Origin of the sequence: Paraburkholderia lacunae, from assembly GCF_003353175.1 — a bacterium.
Classification (GTDB): domain Bacteria; phylum Pseudomonadota; class Gammaproteobacteria; order Burkholderiales; family Burkholderiaceae; genus Paraburkholderia; species Paraburkholderia lacunae.
In genome coordinates this window covers 202,511-220,701 of the sequence record NZ_QHKS01000002.1, presented here as the reverse complement: position 1 = coordinate 220,701, position 18,191 = coordinate 202,511, and the positions used below count along the sequence as shown (strand labels likewise).

Sequence of the window (18,191 nt, the reverse complement as noted above, 5' to 3'; positions counted from 1 at the left end):
TTGTTCACTGGCCCGGTGCCCGATGTTCAACCGCCTGGCGAAAACTCACACGAACGCGTGCTGTACGGCCTCGAACGGCTCCTCGCGAAAGCGCAGCGGCGCCGCGCAGTGCACCAGCGTGTCGACGAAATACTTCGCCCGCGGCCATGGGCCGAATCCCGCGGCAGTGTTGATATGCCCCGCGTCGCCGAGATTGACGAACGCACTGCCGAAACGCTGCGCGAGATCGCGCGAACCCGCGAGCGGCATCCACGGGTCCGTCTCGCTGCCGATCAGAATTGACGGCACGCCGAGGCGCCGTGCCTCGAACGGACCGGCGAACGCGAATTTCTCCGGGCTCGCCGGCGCGACGAACAGGACGCCGACCACATCGGCGACATACGACGCCTGTTGCAAAGCATGGGCGGCCGCGAGGCAACCGAAGCTATGCGCAGCCAGCACGAACGGCCCGCGCTCGCTTGCCAGCAGCTTGCGCAGCGACTGCGCCCAGCCGGCCACGTCCGGCGCGTCCCAGTCGGCCTGCTCGACGCGCAACGAGCGCGCGAATTGCCGTTCGAGCCACGTTTGCCAATGCGCGCCTTCGCTGCCGTGCAAGCCGGGGACCGTGACGAGCCGCGGCGGCCATGTCGATTGGGTGCATGCACGCATGTCTGTCCTTCGCTGCCGGAATCGGGGAAGTTATTCTCCCGCCCGGCGCCGCGCGGACGAACCAAGTTTTTGTGCTTTGTTTATCGGACAAATGGGTCGGGCGAATCGGACCGACGGATCGGGCCGACGAATCGGACGGACGGATCGGGCCGACGAATCGGGTCGACGGATCGGGCCAGCGAACACCTGCGCCCGGCCTCGGCCCACACAGAGCTCGCGCCCAGCCAGCCATGCACGCCCGTCAAACCGCACGCCCGTACGCAAACGCACGCGATTCGCATCGAAAAAGTAGAATGAAGCCTATCCATAAAAGGAGAGGCCCCATGCCGCAAGCGTCGTCCGTCAAGCTGCATGCGTTGCAGCCCTTCCGCGCGGCCTTTTCCGTCACAGGCGCCGACAACGCGCACACTTTACGGACCGTATGAAAATCCTCTTCTACATGCCGCATGCCGACGCCGCCTCGTGGCTGTACGACTTTGCCCGCGTGCTGCCCGATGCCGAACTGCGCGAATGGCAAGCGGGCGACACCGCGCCGGCCGACTTCGCGATCGTGTGGCGGCCGCCGCGCGACATGCTGGCCGGCCGCGACGATCTGCGCGCGATCTTCAACCTCGGCGCGGGCGTCGATGCGATTCTCGCGCTCGAGCATGAGCGGCCCGGCACGCTGCCGCGCAACGCGAAGCTGGTGCGGCTCGAGGACACCGGCATGGCGCCGCAAATGGCCGAGTACGTGACGCACGCGGTGCTGCGTTACATGCGCCGCTTCGACGAATACCAGATGCTGCAAAGCGCACGCCGCTGGCAGGAGCTCGAAGCGCATCCGCGCGAGACTTTCACGGTCGGCGTGCTCGGGCTCGGCGTGCTCGGTGCGCATGTCGCGCAAGCGGTCGCCGCGTTCGGCATGCCGGTGCGCGGTTATAGCCGCAGCGCGCGGCAAATCGACGGCGTCACGACGTTTGCCGGCGAAGCGCAGTTCGATGCATTTCTCGACGGCGTGAAAGTGCTGGTGAATCTGCTGCCGCATACGCCGGATACGGGCGACGTGTTGAACGCGCGCACCTTCTCGAAGCTCGCGCGCGGCGCGTACCTGATCAACGTCGCACGCGGCGGCCATCTGGTCGAGCAGGATCTGCTCGAAGCGCTCGCGAGCGGCCAGCTCGCCGCCGCGACGCTCGATGTGGTCCGCGAAGAACCGTTGCCGCCCGATCATCTGTTCTGGCGGGAACCGCGCATCACGATCACGCCGCATATCTCGGCGCTTACATTGCGTGAAGAGAGCGTCGCGCAAGTCGCGCAGAAAATCACCGCGCTGATGCGCGGCGAAACGGTGAGCGGCGTGGTGGATATCGGGCGCGGATACTGAACACTGGGTGAGCGCAGTGGAACATTAATCGAGGAGCGCCGCCACGCGCGGTAACACGTTACATGGGACCAGAGTAGGCGCTAAAGCGCTAACTCTGGTCGACACAGGAGACACATCATGGCCTTGCCACTACAAGTCAAAATCGTCGAAGTCGGTCCGCGTGACGGACTGCAGAACGAGAAAGAATTCGTCCCCACCGCGATCAAGATCGACCTGATCAATCGATTGTCCGCAGCGGGTTTTCGCAACGTCGAAGCGGCTTCGTTCGTATCGCCGAAATGGGTGCCGCAAATGGCCGACGGCGCCGAGGTGATGGCCGGCATCGAGCGTCGCGCGGGCACGGTCTACTCGGTGCTGACGCCGAACCTGCGCGGCTTCGAAGGCGCGCTCGCCGCGCGCGCGGACGAGATCGTGATCTTCGGCGCGGCCAGCGAAGCGTTCTCGCAGAAGAACATCAACTGCAGCATCGCGGAAAGCATCGACCGCTTCGCGCCGGTCGCGCAGGCGGCGAAGGAGCATGGCCTGCGGATTCGCGGCAGCGTGTCGTGTTCGCTCGGCTGCCCGTATCAGGGCGAGGTGCCGGTGGCGTCGGTGGTCGACGTGGTCGAGCGTTTTGCGGCGCTCGGCTGCGACGAGATCGATATCGCGGATACGATCGGCGTCGGCACGCCGAAGCGCACGCGCGAAGTGTTCGAGGCGGTGACGAAGGTGTTTCCGCGCGAACGTCTATCGGGCCACTTCCACGACACCTATGGTCAGGCGCTCGCGAACATCTACGCGGCATTGCAGGAAGGTATCGAGATTTACCACGCTTCCGTGGCGGGGCTCGGCGGCTGTCCGTATGCGAAGGGCGCGACCGGCAACGTCGCGACCGAAGACGTGCTGTATCTGATGAACGGCCTCGGCATCGAGACCGGCGTCGACCTCGCGCAAGTCGTCGCGATCGGCGATTTCATCTCGACGTCGATTGGCCGGCCCAATGTGTCGCGCGCCGGCAAAGCACTGCTCGCCAAGGCGCGCAGCGAAGCAGCCAACTGTGTTTGATTTCTGCACTCAGGAAGGAAATACAACGATGACGGACCACGCCTCCCTCGAATCCGACGATCTCGCCGCGCTGCCCGACTCCGCGCGCCGCGTCGCGCTGCTGTTGCGCGAACGCGGTCACGCCGGCCGCATTGTCATGCTGCCGGAAACCGGCAAGACGTCCGCCGAAGCCGCGGCCGGACTTGGCTGTGCGGTCGCGCAGATCGCCAAGTCGATTCTGTTTCGCCGCCGCGAAGACGACGCACCGGTACTGGTGGTCGCGAGCGGTGCGAATCGCGTCGATGAGAAGAAAGTGGCAGCGCAGGTCGGCGCAATCGGCCGTGCGGATGCGAAGTTCGTCCGCGAAAAAACCGGCTATGCGATCGGCGGCGTGTGCCCGATCGGCCACGCCACGGAGCCGGTCACGCTGATCGATGCGGATCTGCTCGAACTCGACAGCTTGTGGGCCGCGGCCGGTCATCCGCATGCGGTGTTCAACCTGACCGCGCGAGAACTGGTGGCGTTGACGGGCGCGCCGGTGCTCGACGTGGCGCTGCGCGAGACGGCATGACGCCATGACACCGGGTATCGACAACGAAGACGACGACGCTGCCGTGCCATCGCCCTGCATCAGCGTGTGCAGGATGGATGCGTCGACCGGCTGGTGCGAAGGGTGTCTGCGCACCATCGACGAGATCGCCGGCTGGTCGTCGTTCGACGACGACGAGAAGCGCGCGGTCTGGGATGCGATCGAGGAACGTCACGCACAGTTCATGGCGAGGCAAGCGCAGGTGCGGCGATGAACGCCGCGCCACGCATCGTGACGGTCGGCGAAACATTCAGCTCGACGCTCGAGCTATCGGCGGAGTCGGTGAAATCGTTCGCCACGCTCGTCAACGACTTCAACCCGCTGCATCACGACGACGCTTTCGCCGCGCAAAGCCGCTTCGGTGGTCTGATCGCATCGGGTACGCAACCGACCGCGCATTTCATGGCGCTGCTGGCCACGTATTTTTCCACCTACGCGCAGCCGCTCGGGCTCGAGTTCGATATCAAGCTGAAGAAGGCCGTCCATGCGCACGACACGCTGACGATCACCTGGCGCGTGCGCGATGCTTACTGGAAGCCGAGTCTGAACGGCGATCTGACGCAGCTCGAAGGAACGGTCGTGAATCAGCGCGGTGAGACCACGTTGACCGGCCGCTCGACGATCCTGGTGATGCCGAAGCCCGACGCGCAGTTGAACACCAGCACGTCATGATCACACTGCCCGATTCGATCCGGGTCTTCGAGCGCGGCTGGCTTTCGTCGAACAACGTGCTGCTGACCGACGACCACTGCGCCGCGCTCGTCGATACCGGTTACGCGACGCACGCGCCGCAAACGCTCGCACTGGTTCGGCAGGCGCTCGGCGCGCGGCCGCTCGATCTGATCGTCAACACGCATCTGCATTCGGATCACTGCGGCGGCAACGCGCTATTGCAGGCAGCGTGGCCGTGCCGTACCGCGATTCCCGCCGCCGAAGCCGAGGCGGTGCGCGACTGGGACGAAGCGCGCCTAACGTTTCGCGCCACCGGCCAAACCTGCGAGCGCTTCACCTTTACCGGGACGATCGCGCCCGGCGCGCATCTGACGCTCGGTGCGCTCGATTGGCAGGTGCTCGGCGCGCCTGGTCACGATCCGCATTCGCTGATGCTGTTTTGCGCGGACGAACGCATCCTGATCAGCGCGGACGCGCTGTGGGAAAACGGCTTTGGTGTGATATTTCCCGAGCTGGAAGGTGAAAGCGGTTTCGCCGAACAACAGGCGGTGCTCGAAACCATCGCGAAGCTGGACGTGCGGCTGGTGATCCCCGGCCACGGTACGCCGTTCACGAATGTCGAACCGGCGCTCGAACGGGCGTTTTCGCGCGTCGCATGGTTGCGAGCCGATCCCGCGCGCAATGCCAGGAATGCGCTGAAGGTGCTGATCGTGTTCAAGCTGCTCGAAGTCCGCGCGATGAGTTTCGACACGTTGTTGCAGATGCTCGGCGACGCCGCCGTGATGCGCGCCGCCGCGTCGATGCTCGCGCCGCGCGGCGAATCGCCAACGCTGGTGCGCACGATTGTCGACGAGCTGGCCGGCAAGAGCGGACCGCTGGAGATCGACGGCGAGAGCGTCGTCGCACGTCGGGCCTGACGGATTGTCTGGCGCGCCTTCCGCACTCGAAGCGGCAAGCAAAAACCGTTGCCACAAAAAGAAAAGCCGCTCGACCAGCGAGGCGAGCGGCGCAAATTCTGTCGGACGTGATCAGCGTCAGGAGGGATGATACGCGTGCCCGTTTTTTAAGCGCATCGGTGATTTCCCTACAGAACCTTGACGCCGCCTTTTAAACCCGCATACACGCGACGTTACGAAGCCTCGTAGTTATGTGGATTACGGCTGATTAGTACGTCCACTTGAATAATTTGAACAATGCCTTCGCCGGCAGATGATCCGGAATCCGTAGCATCGATGGCTTCGGCTTCGGCTTCGGCTTCGGCTTCGGCTTCGGCTTCGGCTTCGGCTTCGGCTTCGGCTTCGGCTTCGGCTTCGGCTTCGGCTTCGGCTTCGGCTTCGGCTTCGGCCAAGAACAGGCCGAAGCTATCCAATCGAAGCAATCAGGTAGAAGACAGGCGCTTTTGCGGCACGATCCTCCAGCCGAGATTGACGCCGGCCGCCGCCAGCAGGATCAGCATCGCGCCGAGCACCTGAATCCACGCGAGCGTCTGCCCGAACGCGACCCGGTCCACGATGATGGCGACCACCGGATAAATGAACGACAACGCGCCGGTCATCGATGTCGGCAACTTCTGAATCGCGCCGTAAAGCAGCACGTACATGATTCCCGTGTTGACGATGCCGAGTACGATCAATCCGAGCCAATGCATGCCGGTGGTCGGCAATGCATCGAAGCGCACGAACGGCGCGAGCATCACGACGCCGAGCCCGACCTGGATCAGCGCGATCAGATGCGGCGGCGTGCCCTTGAGCCGCTTCGTGATGATCGACGAGACCGCATACATCGCCGCCGCGCCCACCGCATACGCGACGCCGACCAGGTACTGTCCCGGCACCGCCAGCACCGCCGGCTCGACCTTTACGACGAACACGAGACCGATGAACGCGACCACCAGCCACGCGAGCGTCGACGCGCTAATGCGCTCGCGAAACACCAGCGCGCCCAGTGCGACCAGCATGAAAGGCTGCGTGTTATAGACGGCTGTCGCCATCGAAATCGACGCGCGTGAATAGGCGGCGAACAGCAGCACCCAGTTGATGACGATCGCCGCGCCGCCGAGCAACGCGAGTCCGAGCATCTTCCACGAAAAGAGCTTGCGCCGGAACAGCCCGAGCACGGCGCACACCAGCGCGAGCGTCGCGCCGCCGAAGATGCAGCGAAAGAACACCACGTTGAACGCGCTTTGCTGCGACGACACCACCAGCCAGCCGATGGTGCCGGACATCAGCATCGCCATTGTCATTTCAGCCGCGCCGCGGCGGATTTCATTCGATGCCATGATTCGATCCTCGAATTGATTCCTGCATGAGACGCAGTGTAATTAATCCGATCGCTCGAATACATGGCTAAACTTAAGCAATCTCACGTCGACACCTAAAAATCGAAGGCAATCGTGACCAAACGCCTTGCTCCCGTTGCACCCGCCGCGCTCGACGAAACCGACCGCGCGCTGCTCGCCGCGCTCGCCGAAGACGCACGCCAGCCGGTCAGCGAACTGGCGCGGCAGGTCGGCTTGTCGGCGCCGAGTACGGCCGAGCGCGTGCGCCGGCTCGAAGCGCAAGGCGTAATCGAACGCTTCACCGTGCAGATCGACCCGCGCGCGCTCGGCTTCACGCTGCAGGCGATCGTGCGCGTGAAGCCGTTGCCCGGCCAGCTGCATCTGGTGGAAGAAGTGATCCGGCGGATTCCGGAGTTTGTCGAATGCGACAAGGTGACGGGCGACGATTGCTTCATCTGCCGCCTGTACCTGCATTCGATCGAGCAGCTCGACGAGATTCTCGCGAAGGTCACCGAGCGCGCGGAGACCAGCACCGCGATCGTCAAATCGACGCCGGTCGCGCGCCGCCTGCCGCCGCTCGGCTGAACGGAGCGCGCGGCATTGGGCGGAATGCGCTTACTGTTCGACCGCTTCGAAGAACGACAACATTTCAGCGACGAGTTCGTCCGACGCCTCTTCGGGAATGTAATGCCCGCATGACAGCGAACGGCCGCTGACGTCGCGCGCCACGTGACGCCATTCATCGAGCGCGTCGAAGCACTTCTCGATCACGCCTTTGTCGCCCCACAGCACGCGCAGCGGGCAGCCGATCTTGTGGCCGCGTTCGATATCGGCGCGGTCGTGGTCGAGATCGATGCTCGCCGACGCGCGGTAATCCTCGCACATCGCATGCACGGCGCCGGCTTGCGCGAGCGCCGAGCGATAGGCGTCGAGCGCGTCGGGTTCGAACGGCGCCAGGCCCGCGTGACGGCCGCCCATCACCGCATTGACATAAGCGGCCGGATTCGCGCCGATCAGCGTCTCGGGCAGCGGTTCCGGCTGGATCAGGAAGAACCAGTGGAAGTAATGCGTTGCGAAGGCGCGGTCGGTGGCTTCGTACATCGCGAGCGTCGGCGCGATATCCAGCAGCATCAAACGCTCGACAGCGTCCGCATGATCGAGCGCCATCCGGTGTGCGACGCGCGCGCCGCGATCGTGCGCGCACACCAGGAAGCGTTCGAAACCGAAGTGACGCATCACGGCGACCTGATCGGCGGCCATCGCGCGTTTGGAATACGGCGTGTGCTCCGCGTCGCTCGGCGGCTTGCCCGATGCGCCATAGCCGCGCAAGTCGGTCGCGATGACGGTGAAATGCCTGGCCAGTTGCGCGGCGCAGCGCCGCCAGATCAGATGCGTCTGAGGATGACCGTGCAGCAGCAGAAGCGGCGGCCCCGCTCCGCCCTTGACTCCGAAAATATCGACATCGCCCACGGCGACGCGAAAGGGCGTGAAATTCTCGAAGGCCATAGCAGGTCTCTAGTCGTTTAGGGGTCTGAGCATTGTAGGAGGGCAATGTGTCGGTGCGGGGTGGGATAGCGCACGTACGCATAGAACCTGAACACTCCTTCCAACTGTTCTGCATAAACACGCCGAACACGGTTCATCCACTTCGCCTATAATCGAACGATCGTTCTTAAATTTTGAGCGTGACGTTGAGCGCCAATGTGCGGATGCGCGGCGACGCTGTGATGACAACGCGACGCTCGCCAGCTTCAGCGCAACACGCGCGATGTGCCGCTAAACTCAATTGAATCGCCGGGCGCCCAACCCCGCACCGGTCCGCTTATCAGGAGACTCGCACCATGGCATTACCCGCCGTCCTGCAAAAACTCGCGCTGCCCGTCGTCGCCTCGCCGATGTTCATCGTCAGCTATCCGGAACTCGTGTTGGCGCAATGTAAGGCCGGTATCGTCGGCTCGTTCCCGGCGCTCAACGCCCGCCCGGCTGAATTGCTCGACGAATGGCTCACGCAGATTCAGGCTCAGCTCGCCGAGCACAAGGCGGCCAATCCCGGTGCGATCATCGGGCCGATCGCCGTGAACCAGATCGTCCATCAGTCGAATACGCGGCTCGAGCACGACGTGCGCGTGTGCGTCGAACACAAGGTGCCGATCTTCATCACCAGCCTGCGCGCGCCGGCACGCGAAATCGTCGACGCGGTGCATAGCTACGGCGGCATCGTGCTGCATGACGTGATCAATCTGCGCCACGCGCAGAAGGCGCTGGAAGCGGGCGTCGACGGTCTGATCCTGGTGGCGTCAGGCGCCGGCGGCCATGCGGGCACGACCTCGCCGTTCGCGCTGGTCGGTGAAGTGCGGCGTATGTTCGACGGTCCGATCGTACTGTCGGGCTCGATCGCCAACGGCGGCTCGATTCTCGCCGCGCAGGCAATGGGCGCGGACCTCGCGTACATGGGCACGCGCTTCATCGCGACCAAAGAGGCACATGCCGTGGACAGCTACAAGCAGGCGATCGTCAACTCCACCGCATCGGACATCATCTACACGAATCTGTTTACCGGCGTGCACGGCAACTACATCCGCGAAAGTATCGTGAACGCGGGACTGGACCCGGATGCGCTGCCGGAATCGGACAAGACCAAGATGAACTTCGGCAGCGACAAGGCGAAGGCGTGGAAAGACATCTGGGGCGCAGGCCAGGGCGTCGGCCTGATGCACGACGTGCCGAGCGTCGGCGAACTGGTGCAGCGCCTGTCGAACGAATATAACGACGCGAAGGCGCGGCTGGGGATTGCGCGCTAAGACGCATCGCTTTCCATGACCTGGGAACGGTGTTACTGCGGGTGTTACTGCGGCTCTACCTGAAGCGAGCCGCAGTAAGCCCAGGCTTCACATATTGCGGCGGTACTGTCCGCCCACTTCAAACAACGCGTGTGTGATTTGCCCGAGCGAGCAAACGCGCACGACGTCCATCAGTACCGCGAACACGTTTTCGTCGTCGATGACCGCGCGCTTCAGGCGTTCGAGCGCCGCGGGCGCGGCGTCGCGATGCCGCGCCTGAAAATCGCGCAGGCGTTTCAACTGGCTCTGCTTTTCGTCGTCGGTGGAACGGGCGAGGGCGACCGGCTGCGGCGCCTCATGCGGATGCGAGCTCAAAAACGTATTCACGCCGACAATCGGATACGAGCCGTCGTGCTTGCGACGCTCGTACAGCATCGACTCGTCCTGAATCCGTCCACGCTGATAGCCGGTTTCCATTGCGCCCAGCACGCCGCCGCGTTCGGTGAGGCGGTCGAACTCCGCCAGCACCGCTTCTTCCACCAGATCGGTCAATTCCTCGATCACAAAGCTGCCCTGATTCGGGTTCTGGTTCTTCGCAAGCCCCCACTCGCGGTTGATGATCAACTGGATCGCGACCGCGCGACGAACCGATTCCTCGGTGGGCGTGGTGATTGCCTCGTCGAAGGCGTTGGTGTGCAGCGAATTGCAGTTGTCGTAGATCGCAATGAGCGCTTGCAGCGTGGTGCGGATATCGTTGAAGTCGATTTCCTGCGCGTGCAGGCTGCGCCCCGACGTCTGCACGTGATACTTGAGCTTCTGGCTGCGTTCGTTCGCGCCGTAACGTTCACGCATCGCGATTGCCCAGATGCGGCGCGCGACGCGGCCCAGCACGGTGTATTCCGGGTCCATGCCGTTCGAAAAGAAGAACGACAGGTTCGGCGCGAAATCGTCGATCGACATGCCGCGCGCGAGATACGCCTCGACGTACGTGAAACCGTTCGCGAGCGTGTACGCGAGTTGCGAGATCGGGTTCGCGCCGGCTTCCGCGATGTGATAGCCGGAGATCGACACCGAATAGAAATTGCGCACGCGATGCTCGACGAAGTACGCCTGAATATCGCCCATCACTTTCAGGCTGAACTCGGTCGAGAAGATACAGGTGTTCTGGCCCTGGTCTTCCTTCAGGATGTCCGCCTGCACGGTGCCGCGCACGTTTTCCAACGCATGGCGGCGGGCGGCGGCAAGTTCTTCGCCGCTCGGCTTGCGTCCTTCCTGTTGCAGTCTTTCGTTCAGGCCTGCGATCTGCTGGTCGATCGCGACGTTGAAGAACATCGCGAGGATCGTCGGCGCGGGGCCGTTGATCGTCATCGACACGGACGTCTCCGGTGCGCAGAGATCGAAGCCGTCGTAGAGCGCTTTCATATCGTCGAGCGTCGCGACGGAGACACCCGAATTGCCCACCTTGCCGTAGATGTCCGGCCGCTCGTGCGGTTCTTCGCCGTATAGCGTGACCGAATCGAACGCCGTCGAGAGACGTTTGGCCGGCATGCCTTCGGAGAGCAGCTTGAAACGCCGGTTGGTGCGGAACGGATCGCCTTCGCCTGCGAACATCCGCGTCGGGTCTTCGTTCTCTCGGCGAAACGGAAACACGCCTGCGGTGAACGGAAAATAGCCGGGCAGATTGTCGAGCATCAGCCAGCGCAGGATTTCGCCGTGGTCCACGAATCTGGGCAGCGCGACTTTGCGCACCGCCGAGCCCGATAGCGTCGTGACGGTCAGCGCGGTGTGAATTTCGCGGTCGCGAATCCGCACGATGTGTTCGTCGCCGGAATAAGCCGCTACGGTTTGCGGCCACGCGTCGAGCAGCTTGCGCTCGCGTTCGCCGAGCTCGGCGGTGCGCTGCTCGATCAGCTTGTCCAGTTGGGCCTGAGACTGTTTCGCGACCTTGGCATTGAGCTCGGCGTCGGCCTCGGCTTGCGCGCTCGCCTCGCCGAGCATGCGGCGCGCTTCGGTGAGCTGCCAGCGTTCGCGCGCCACACGCGCCTGCGCTTGCGCACGCTTGCGATAGTCGTGAACGGTCTGCGCAACGTCCGCCAGATAACGCACGCGCGCGGGCGGCACGATCGCGTGGCGGCCAGTCGAAAAGCGTACGTCCGCGAGCATCGGCAGACGGTTGCTGCCCGGGCGCAGGCCATGCCTGCGCAGCGCCTCGACGACGTGCTGATACAGCGCGGTCACGCCGTCGTCGTTAAAGCGCGAGGCGATCGTGCCGAACACCGGCATCGCGTCCGGCGCCTTGGCGAAATCGCCGCGATTGCGCTGCACCTGCTTCGCGACGTCGCGCAACGCATCCGGCGCGCCTTTGCGATCGAACTTGTTGATCGCGACGAAACTGGCGAAGTCGAGCATGTCGATCTTTTCCAGCTGGCTCGCCGCGCCGAACTCCGGCGTCATCACGTAGAGCGATTCATCGACGAACGGCACGATCGCCGCATTGCCCTGACCAATCCCGGAGGTCTCGACGATGATCAGGTCGAAGCCCGCGGCTTTGCATAGCATCAGCGCGCCGGGCAGCGAGTCGGAGATTTCGCTCGACGCTTCGCGCGTCGCCATCGAACGCATGTACACGCGCGGCCCGCCGCCCCAATCGCCGATCGCGTTCATGCGGATGCGGTCGCCGAGCAACGCGCCGCCGGACTTGCGGCGCGACGGGTCGAATGCGAGTACAGCAATGGTGAGCGCATCGCCGTAGTCGAGACGGAAACGGCGGATCAGTTCGTCGGTGAGCGAGGATTTGCCGGCGCCGCCTGTGCCGGTGATGCCGAGCACAGGAATCGCCGCCGACCTGGCCATGCTCGACAGCGCCTCCTGCTCGGCGGCGGTGACTTGGCCAGCTTCGAACACGCTGATCAAACGGGCGAGCCGGCGGAATACGAGCGTTGCGGGGTCGGCCGCTGCGCCGCCGCTTCGCGCCTGGACCGCTGTGTCTGCTGTGTCTGCTGTGTCTGCTGTGTCTGCTGTGTCTGCTGTGTCTGCTGTGTCTGCTGTGTCTGCTGTGTCTGCTGTGTCTGCTGCACCCGCTGCGTCCGCTGTGTGGTCAACGGAGCGAGCATTGAACCGCGGCAAGCCGTCTGCCGCCAATCCGGCGACCAGTTCCCCCACCGGATTCGGCTTCGCCGCCGCGGCTTCACGCACGGCCAGGGCACAGCGCCCGATCATGTCGTCGATCATCCCTTGCAGGCCGAGCCGCTGGCCGTCGTGCGGCGAATAGATCTTCTCGACGCCGTAGCGTTCGAGTTCGGCGATTTCCTCGGGGACGATCACCCCCCCGCCGCCGCCGAACACCTTGATGCGCTCGCCGCCGCGCGCGCGCAACAGGTCGACGAGATAGCGGAAGTATTCGTTATGGCCGCCCTGGTAGCTGGACACGGCGACGCCGTCGGCGTCTTCGTGCAGTGCGGCGGTGGCGACTTCATCGACCGAGCGGTTGTGCCCGAGGTGGATCACCTCGACACCGCTCGCTTGCAGGATGCGCCGCATGATGTTGATCGACGCGTCGTGGCCGTCGAACAACGCGGCAGCGGTGACGAAACGCAGGCGCCGGCCCGCGGGCAGCTTGTGGCCACCGGCGCGCCGCGGCGTGGACAGATCGGTCATGTCTCCCCCAGATCGTTACGCGTATGGGTGCTGGCAATCAGTATAGCCAAACGGCTTGCAGCGCCTGTGACGTCCGCGCAGGCCTAGCGCACCGCCAACGCCTTGATCTGTTCGAGCGACGGCCACAGCGCTTCGTTCGTGAACCGCTCGACCAAAAAATCGACAAAGGAGCGCACCTTCGCGGACAAATGCCGGCGGCTCGCATACACGACATGGATCGGCAACTCGCGCGGCGGCACTTCGTCGACCAGCAGCGGCACGAGGCGCCCTGCCGCCAGATCGTCGCCGATCACCTCAGTGCCGAGCATCGCGATACCCGCGCCTTGCAGCACGATCACGCGTTGCGCTTCGAGGTGGTTGACGATCAGATTGCCGGTGAGACGCACGCGCGGCGTGCCGTTGCCGGTCGCGGGGGCGATCTCGAGGGGCGATACGCCGGCGTATTGCAGATAGTTGTGGCGCGCGAGGTCGGCGACCGTCTTCGGCGTGCCGTGCCGGCGCAGATAAGCGGGCGAGGCGCACAGCACGAGATGCGCGGTCGCGATCTGCCGCGCGATCAGCGACGACGATTTGAGGCCGCTCGGCGAGGCCCGGATCGCGACGTCGAAGCCTTCGTCGATCAGTTCGACCACTCGGTCGGACAAGGTCATATCGACGGTGACCTGCGGATACTGCGCGGCGTAATCGGCCACCGCTGCCATCACGTGACTCAGGCCGAACGCCGACAGCGACGACACCCGCAAGCGCCCTTGCGGCACGACGCTCGCTGCGCCGACCACCTGCTCGGCTTCTTCGAGTTCGGTCAGCACCTGGGAGAGGCGCTCGTAGTATTCGCGGCCGGCTTCGGTCGGCGCGACGCGTCGCGTGGTGCGGTTCAGCAAACGCGCGCCGAGCTGCTGTTCGAGGTGCATCACGTGCTTGCTCGCCATCGCCGCCGACATCTCCATCCGTTCGGCCGCGCCGACAAAGCTGCCGACTTCGACCACCTGCCGGAACACTTTCATGCTGACGAGGGTGTCCATCTCAATCGCTCGCTTCAGGAATCAATCGACGATATTTTGCCGGGTTTATCAAAGATTGGTCGGCAAATCGGCGGTGAAGATGCACCAAAAAGCGCACCAGAAGCGCCCCAGAAACGACAAACCCCGCCTTCCTGACCGGAAGGCGGGGTTTGCAAAATCAGGCGTGGAACTGCCGCGCTCAGAACTTCGCGCGCAGGCCGACGCCGTAGGTGTTGCCGCTCGACTGGTTGCTGATGTGGTCGTACAGGTACGCCGCGTAGATGTCCGTGCGCTTGGACAGCGGATAGTCGTAGCCGATTGCGGCCGTCTGACGGGTCTGGTCGAAGCCGCCGCCGTCGCGCGAATACGCGTACGACGCCATCACCGTGCCCGGGCCGGCCGGCACCGACACGCCGCCCTGCGCCGTGTTCACGTGCCAGCTCGTGATGGTCTCGTCGTTATACGTGTACATGTATTGGCCGAAGAACTTCACATACTTCAGGTCGTACGACATGCCGACCTGCGCAACGCTCTGGCTCTTCAGGCCGGCAATGCCCGACGCAGCGGCGCTGCCGAGGTCGCTCGGAGAGTTGTTGAAGTTCACGTACTGATACACCGCGGTCGCCGCGAAGGGGCCGTGGAAATACAGCACCTGGCCGCTCCACTTCTTCGCGCCGTTCTGACCCGCGGTGTTGCCGAGGGCATACATTGCCGTCGCGCTGAGACCGTTGAAGTTCGGCGAAGAGTACGACACCGCGTTGTTCCAGCCCGAGTCGCCCGTCACGCCCTGATCGGTCGAGTACGTCGGGAACGTGCCGAGCCCGAGGTACACGTGATAGACCATCGGCGAGAACACGTACGAGTCGATGAACGGGTTGAACAGAATCGTCGACACGAACAGCGGCGTCGTCAGGCGGCCGGCGGTCACCGTGCCGTACGGCGATTCGATACCGACGTACGCGTTGCGCGAGAACGTCGTGTCGCCGGTGAAGCGGCCGTACGCGCCGTTCTGCGCACGGAAGAAGCCTTCCAACGTGAAGATCGCCTTGTAGCCGTTGCCCAGATCCTCAGCCCCCTTCAAGCCCCAGTACGACGTGGACATCCCGCCGCCGGACACTTGCGTCGCGCTATGGCCGTCCGGGAATTTCTGCGAGCCGACCCATTCGTCGACCTGACCGTAGAGTTGTACGCTCGATTGCGCAAAAGCCGACGATGCACTGGCCAGCAAAGCGGCACACGTGGTTGCCTTGAGGGTGGTCTTCAGCGCGCGGCTGATGCCTGTTTTCATGGGTTCTCCTGTCTTTGTCAAAAAGGGTGTGGCTGTGCGAAAGGGGTAACTCGCGCGAACCGTTGTTGTCGTCCGTTCGATCGTCGAGCCAATCTGGGCGGGACCATCTTTGCGGACCATTTTTATGAACAAAAATATCTCTGGTTATTGCGGGTATAGCGATCTGATTAGTTTTGTCGTTTATCGGCCTGATAAGGCCTTGGCCGTGCCCGTCATGACTGCGTCGCCGCATTCCGCACGGCGCACCGCCAAGCGGCGCTGACACTACGCCCGACCGGGTGATAACGGTCGAGATGTCAAACGGATGACGCGCCGCAACAGAAACGATGGAATTTGACGACGGCAGGCCGTTTATTGCCGAGCGTTTTCAAAAAAGTGTGGCGTCTACACGTCACCTTGACAGAGGCTTTTTGGACGACAGCGGAGCATGAAGCCGCGGCTAGTCGGTTTGACAGCCGGAATATCCGATTTGAAGGAAGGTGGCAGAGGATTTCAGCCGCGATTTGGCGCAGCGGATTATCCGCATCACGCGATTGCTGCGGCGAGGGCAACAGGGAGATAAGAAGCGGTAGCGCAGTTCGCGCGGATGGCGGGGGCGCTTGTCGCGCCGCGAAACGCGTCAAAGAATCAGCCGGCGACAACCGCATCTTTTCGGCGCGGTGCCTCGCGGTGCCTCGCGATGCCTAATTACGGTAAGGGGAGCCTTCTGACTGACGCGGATAGTCCGCCTGGCGCGGCATGGCACGCGACGAACCGCGCTCCTCGTTGTAGCGCGCGACATCGGCGCGAATCGAGCCGGCGCGGACCGGCGCGTTGGCCGGCGGACGCGGCACCGGCCGTGATTCGGTGCTGACCGGGGTGATTGCGCCGGCGTACTGGAAGCCGCGGCGATCGCCGGGATATCCGGCCGCTCCGCCTACACGGGGCATTGCCGGGTTGTAGCCGTCAAAGCCGCCAGCGTAGTGACCGCCACTCAGGTTCGCGCCGCCGCGCGGCAAGCGCGCGTTGCGCACGGCCGGATTGCCGCGGGGCACCCTGACATTGGCGGCGCCGTAATAACGGCCCTCGCTGCGAGCATCGCCGCGCATAGCGTGGTCCGCGGCATGCGGGTAGCCGCGATAACCGCCGCCTGCGGCTATATGCGGCATGCCTGTTACTTTCGCATAGGCGAACGAGCACAGTGCGGCGATGACCGCACCCAACGCCCAATGCATCGTTCTCGACAACCCGTCCACCCGTGACTCACTTACCCGAAGACTTGCCTGAAGCCCGCCGTTCGAGCTGCGGCGTGCCTGTTCTGGGACCAGCTCGAGCGTCGCGTGTCTGTCGCGGCGCGGGGCATCCCGGTGGCCTTTGAGCAGTAATTTATGGGCATGGTCAAAGGGTGTCGAGCCAAAAAGTGTTAGGCCCCCACTGCTGTTGTAACACCTTGTTACTGCGACGTTTTTCCGCGACAGAGCCCTTGCGCGAAAGCGCTGAAACAGCTTGCTGGCGCGGCTTTAGCGAAGCATCCGCAGCGCCTTGGCGTATGACGGACGGCAACTGGCTTTGCCGTTCAACGGCTAAAACGGCAGTGGACCAATCGCGCGCCGTCGCCAATACTGAAACGGCGTTGCGCACCATGCGTCATATGGCGGCGTAATGCATGATGCTCATTAATCGATTCGACAAATGAATTTGCCATTTCAATCACTTTTCAACAACAATAGTCGTTTTTCATAGCCCGCCGCCTTCATGCGTCCTTGGGTCTTTCTGCATCACCGAATCGAGATTTCAACAATGGCTCGCCCGAAACTGCTTCCCGACAATTTCACCTTGTGCCTCGTGGGCACCGTGATCCTGGCCAGCTTGCTGCCGGTGCACGGGCAGGCCGCCGTCGGGTTCAACTGGGTGACGAACGTCGCGGTCGGCCTGCTGTTTTTCCTGCACGGCGCGAAGCTGTCACGAGAAGCGATCATTGCGGGTGCGACGCACTGGCGGCTGCATCTGGTCGTGCTGCTCAGCACGTTCGCGCTGTTTCCGCTGCTCGGCCTCGCGCTCAAACCGCTCCTTTCGCCACTTGTCACGCCGGCGCTCTATGCGGGGATCCTCTTCCTCTGCACGCTGCCGTCGACGGTTCAATCTTCCATCGCGTTCACGTCCATTGCCAAAGGCAATGTGCCGGCCGCCGTCTGCAGCGCGTCGGCCTCGAGCCTGCTGGGCATCTTCATCACCCCGGCGCTCGTCAGCCTCGTCGTGACCAATCAGGCTGCGAGCGGCGGTTCGTCGCCGTGGCACACGATAGGCAACATCGTGCTGCAACTGCTGGTGCCGTTCGTGGCCGGTCAGTTGTTGCGCCCGTTGATCGGCAAGTGGATCGAGCACCATCGCGGCATGCTGAAGTTCGTCGACCAGGGCTCGATTCTGCTGGTGGTATACGGCGCCTTCAGCGAGGCCGTCAACGAAGGCCTGTGGCACCAGATTCCGCTGTCCGCCCTCGGCGGCCTGCTGCTCATCAACGTCGTGCTGCTCGCGCTGGCGCTGGCCGTCACGATACTCGGCAGCAAGCGGCTCGGCTTCAACCGCGCCGACCAGATCACGATCATCTTCTGCGGCTCGAAGAAAAGTCTCGCCGCCGGGGTGCCGATGGCCAAGGTCATTTTCGCCTCGCATGCGGTGGGCGCCGTGGTCTTGCCGCTGATGCTGTTCCACCAGATCCAGCTGATGGTGTGCGCCGCGCTCGCGCAGCGCTGGGGGGCTCGCGACACCAGCGCCGAAACCCGCGCCGCCTCGCACGAGCGGCCCGCCGCCGCCGTGGCCCGCCGTTGAACACGCGTGCAATGCAAACAGGACATTCATAAGCGCCCTCCCTGAGCGTCATTAGAAGAAGGCCGCCTCGTGCGGCTTTTTTGT

At 63.8% G+C, this 18,191-nt stretch carries 18 protein-coding genes; 9 read left to right on the top strand and 9 right to left on the bottom strand.

Annotated elements, in window-relative coordinates:
- Positions 1 to 45: 45 nt before the first annotated feature.
- The gene (locus DLM46_RS03795) at positions 46 to 648 is read right to left on the bottom strand and encodes an RBBP9/YdeN family alpha/beta hydrolase (RefSeq protein ID WP_115099443.1); all 603 of its coding nucleotides are present in this window, start codon (positions 646 to 648) and stop codon (positions 46 to 48) included.
- Positions 649 to 1,069: 421 nt separating this feature from the next.
- Between DLM46_RS03795 and DLM46_RS03790 the strand changes: the two genes are divergently transcribed.
- The 6 genes from DLM46_RS03790 (at position 1,070) to DLM46_RS03765 (ending at position 5,212) form a co-directional block, all read left to right on the top strand.
- Positions 1,070 to 2,011 (top strand): 2-hydroxyacid dehydrogenase, encoded by a 942-nt coding sequence (locus DLM46_RS03790; RefSeq protein ID WP_115099442.1) that lies wholly within the window; start codon positions 1,070 to 1,072, stop codon positions 2,009 to 2,011.
- A 117-nt stretch (positions 2,012 to 2,128) separates the two neighbouring features.
- Positions 2,129 to 3,055 carry a hydroxymethylglutaryl-CoA lyase gene (locus tag DLM46_RS03785; protein WP_115099441.1) on the top strand — a complete coding sequence of 309 codons (927 nt, stop codon included), beginning with the start codon at positions 2,129 to 2,131 and terminating at the stop codon, positions 3,053 to 3,055.
- Between the two features lie 28 nt (positions 3,056 to 3,083).
- The gene (locus DLM46_RS03780) at positions 3,084 to 3,605 is read left to right on the top strand and encodes a YbaK/EbsC family protein (RefSeq protein ID WP_115099440.1); all 522 of its coding nucleotides are present in this window, start codon (positions 3,084 to 3,086) and stop codon (positions 3,603 to 3,605) included.
- 4 nt (positions 3,606 to 3,609) lie between these two features.
- A complete protein-coding gene (locus DLM46_RS03775; RefSeq protein ID WP_115099439.1) occupies positions 3,610 to 3,837 on the top strand; it encodes a DUF1289 domain-containing protein in 228 nt (75 codons plus the stop codon).
- Positions 3,834 to 4,295: a MaoC family dehydratase gene (locus DLM46_RS03770; protein WP_115099438.1), complete on the top strand. Its 462-nt coding sequence runs from the start codon at positions 3,834 to 3,836 to the stop codon at positions 4,293 to 4,295. Before DLM46_RS03775 ends, DLM46_RS03770 begins: the two co-directional genes overlap by 4 nt.
- The gene (locus DLM46_RS03765) at positions 4,292 to 5,212 is read left to right on the top strand and encodes an MBL fold metallo-hydrolase (RefSeq protein ID WP_115099437.1); all 921 of its coding nucleotides are present in this window, start codon (positions 4,292 to 4,294) and stop codon (positions 5,210 to 5,212) included. Before DLM46_RS03770 ends, DLM46_RS03765 begins: the two co-directional genes overlap by 4 nt.
- 212 nt (positions 5,213 to 5,424) lie before the next feature.
- On the opposite strand, the gene DLM46_RS39805 is transcribed toward DLM46_RS03765, so the two are convergent.
- Positions 5,425 to 5,664, bottom strand: a complete 240-nt coding sequence (locus tag DLM46_RS39805; RefSeq protein ID WP_208866230.1) for a hypothetical protein — start codon at positions 5,662 to 5,664, stop codon at positions 5,425 to 5,427.
- A 9-nt stretch (positions 5,665 to 5,673) separates the two neighbouring features.
- Entirely contained in the window at positions 5,674 to 6,573 is a 900-nt protein-coding gene (locus tag DLM46_RS03755) for a DMT family transporter (protein WP_115099436.1), read from the bottom strand.
- A 114-nt stretch (positions 6,574 to 6,687) separates the two neighbouring features.
- Between DLM46_RS03755 and DLM46_RS03750 the strand changes: the two genes are divergently transcribed.
- On the top strand, positions 6,688 to 7,158 hold the full coding sequence (locus DLM46_RS03750; RefSeq protein WP_115099435.1) for an Lrp/AsnC family transcriptional regulator: 471 nt from the start codon (positions 6,688 to 6,690) through the stop codon (positions 7,156 to 7,158).
- A 30-nt stretch (positions 7,159 to 7,188) separates the two neighbouring features.
- Here DLM46_RS03750 and DLM46_RS03745 read toward each other — a convergent pair whose 3' ends face one another.
- On the bottom strand, positions 7,189 to 8,079 hold the full coding sequence (locus DLM46_RS03745; RefSeq protein WP_115099434.1) for an alpha/beta fold hydrolase: 891 nt from the start codon (positions 8,077 to 8,079) through the stop codon (positions 7,189 to 7,191).
- A 335-nt stretch (positions 8,080 to 8,414) separates the two neighbouring features.
- On the opposite strand from DLM46_RS03745, the gene DLM46_RS03740 reads away from it, so the two are divergent.
- Positions 8,415 to 9,374 (top strand): NAD(P)H-dependent flavin oxidoreductase, encoded by a 960-nt coding sequence (locus tag DLM46_RS03740; RefSeq protein ID WP_115099433.1) that lies wholly within the window; start codon positions 8,415 to 8,417, stop codon positions 9,372 to 9,374.
- 87 nt (positions 9,375 to 9,461) lie between these two features.
- On the opposite strand, the gene icmF is transcribed toward DLM46_RS03740, so the two are convergent.
- The 5 genes from icmF to DLM46_RS38940 all read right to left on the bottom strand — a co-directional run bounded on the left by icmF (position 9,462) and on the right by DLM46_RS38940 (position 16,922).
- Positions 9,462 to 13,010: a fused isobutyryl-CoA mutase/GTPase IcmF gene (gene icmF / locus DLM46_RS03735; protein ID WP_115099432.1), complete on the bottom strand. Its 3,549-nt coding sequence runs from the start codon at positions 13,008 to 13,010 to the stop codon at positions 9,462 to 9,464.
- 83 nt (positions 13,011 to 13,093) lie between these two features.
- Positions 13,094 to 14,032, bottom strand: coding sequence for a LysR family transcriptional regulator (locus DLM46_RS03730; RefSeq protein ID WP_115099431.1), 939 nt, complete (start codon positions 14,030 to 14,032; stop codon positions 13,094 to 13,096).
- Between the two features lie 178 nt (positions 14,033 to 14,210).
- Positions 14,211 to 15,299: a porin gene (locus tag DLM46_RS03725; RefSeq protein WP_115099430.1), complete on the bottom strand. Its 1,089-nt coding sequence runs from the start codon at positions 15,297 to 15,299 to the stop codon at positions 14,211 to 14,213.
- Positions 15,300 to 15,982: 683 nt separating this feature from the next.
- Positions 15,983 to 16,513: a hypothetical protein gene (locus DLM46_RS03720; RefSeq protein ID WP_244305811.1), complete on the bottom strand. Its 531-nt coding sequence runs from the start codon at positions 16,511 to 16,513 to the stop codon at positions 15,983 to 15,985.
- A gap of 163 nt (positions 16,514 to 16,676) precedes the next feature.
- On the bottom strand, positions 16,677 to 16,922 hold the full coding sequence (locus DLM46_RS38940; RefSeq protein ID WP_133300296.1) for a hypothetical protein: 246 nt from the start codon (positions 16,920 to 16,922) through the stop codon (positions 16,677 to 16,679).
- A 156-nt stretch (positions 16,923 to 17,078) separates the two neighbouring features.
- On the opposite strand from DLM46_RS38940, the gene DLM46_RS03715 reads away from it, so the two are divergent.
- The gene (locus DLM46_RS03715; RefSeq protein WP_115099428.1) at positions 17,079 to 18,107 is read left to right on the top strand and encodes a bile acid:sodium symporter family protein; all 1,029 of its coding nucleotides are present in this window, start codon (positions 17,079 to 17,081) and stop codon (positions 18,105 to 18,107) included.
- Positions 18,108 to 18,191: the final 84 nt, after the last annotated feature.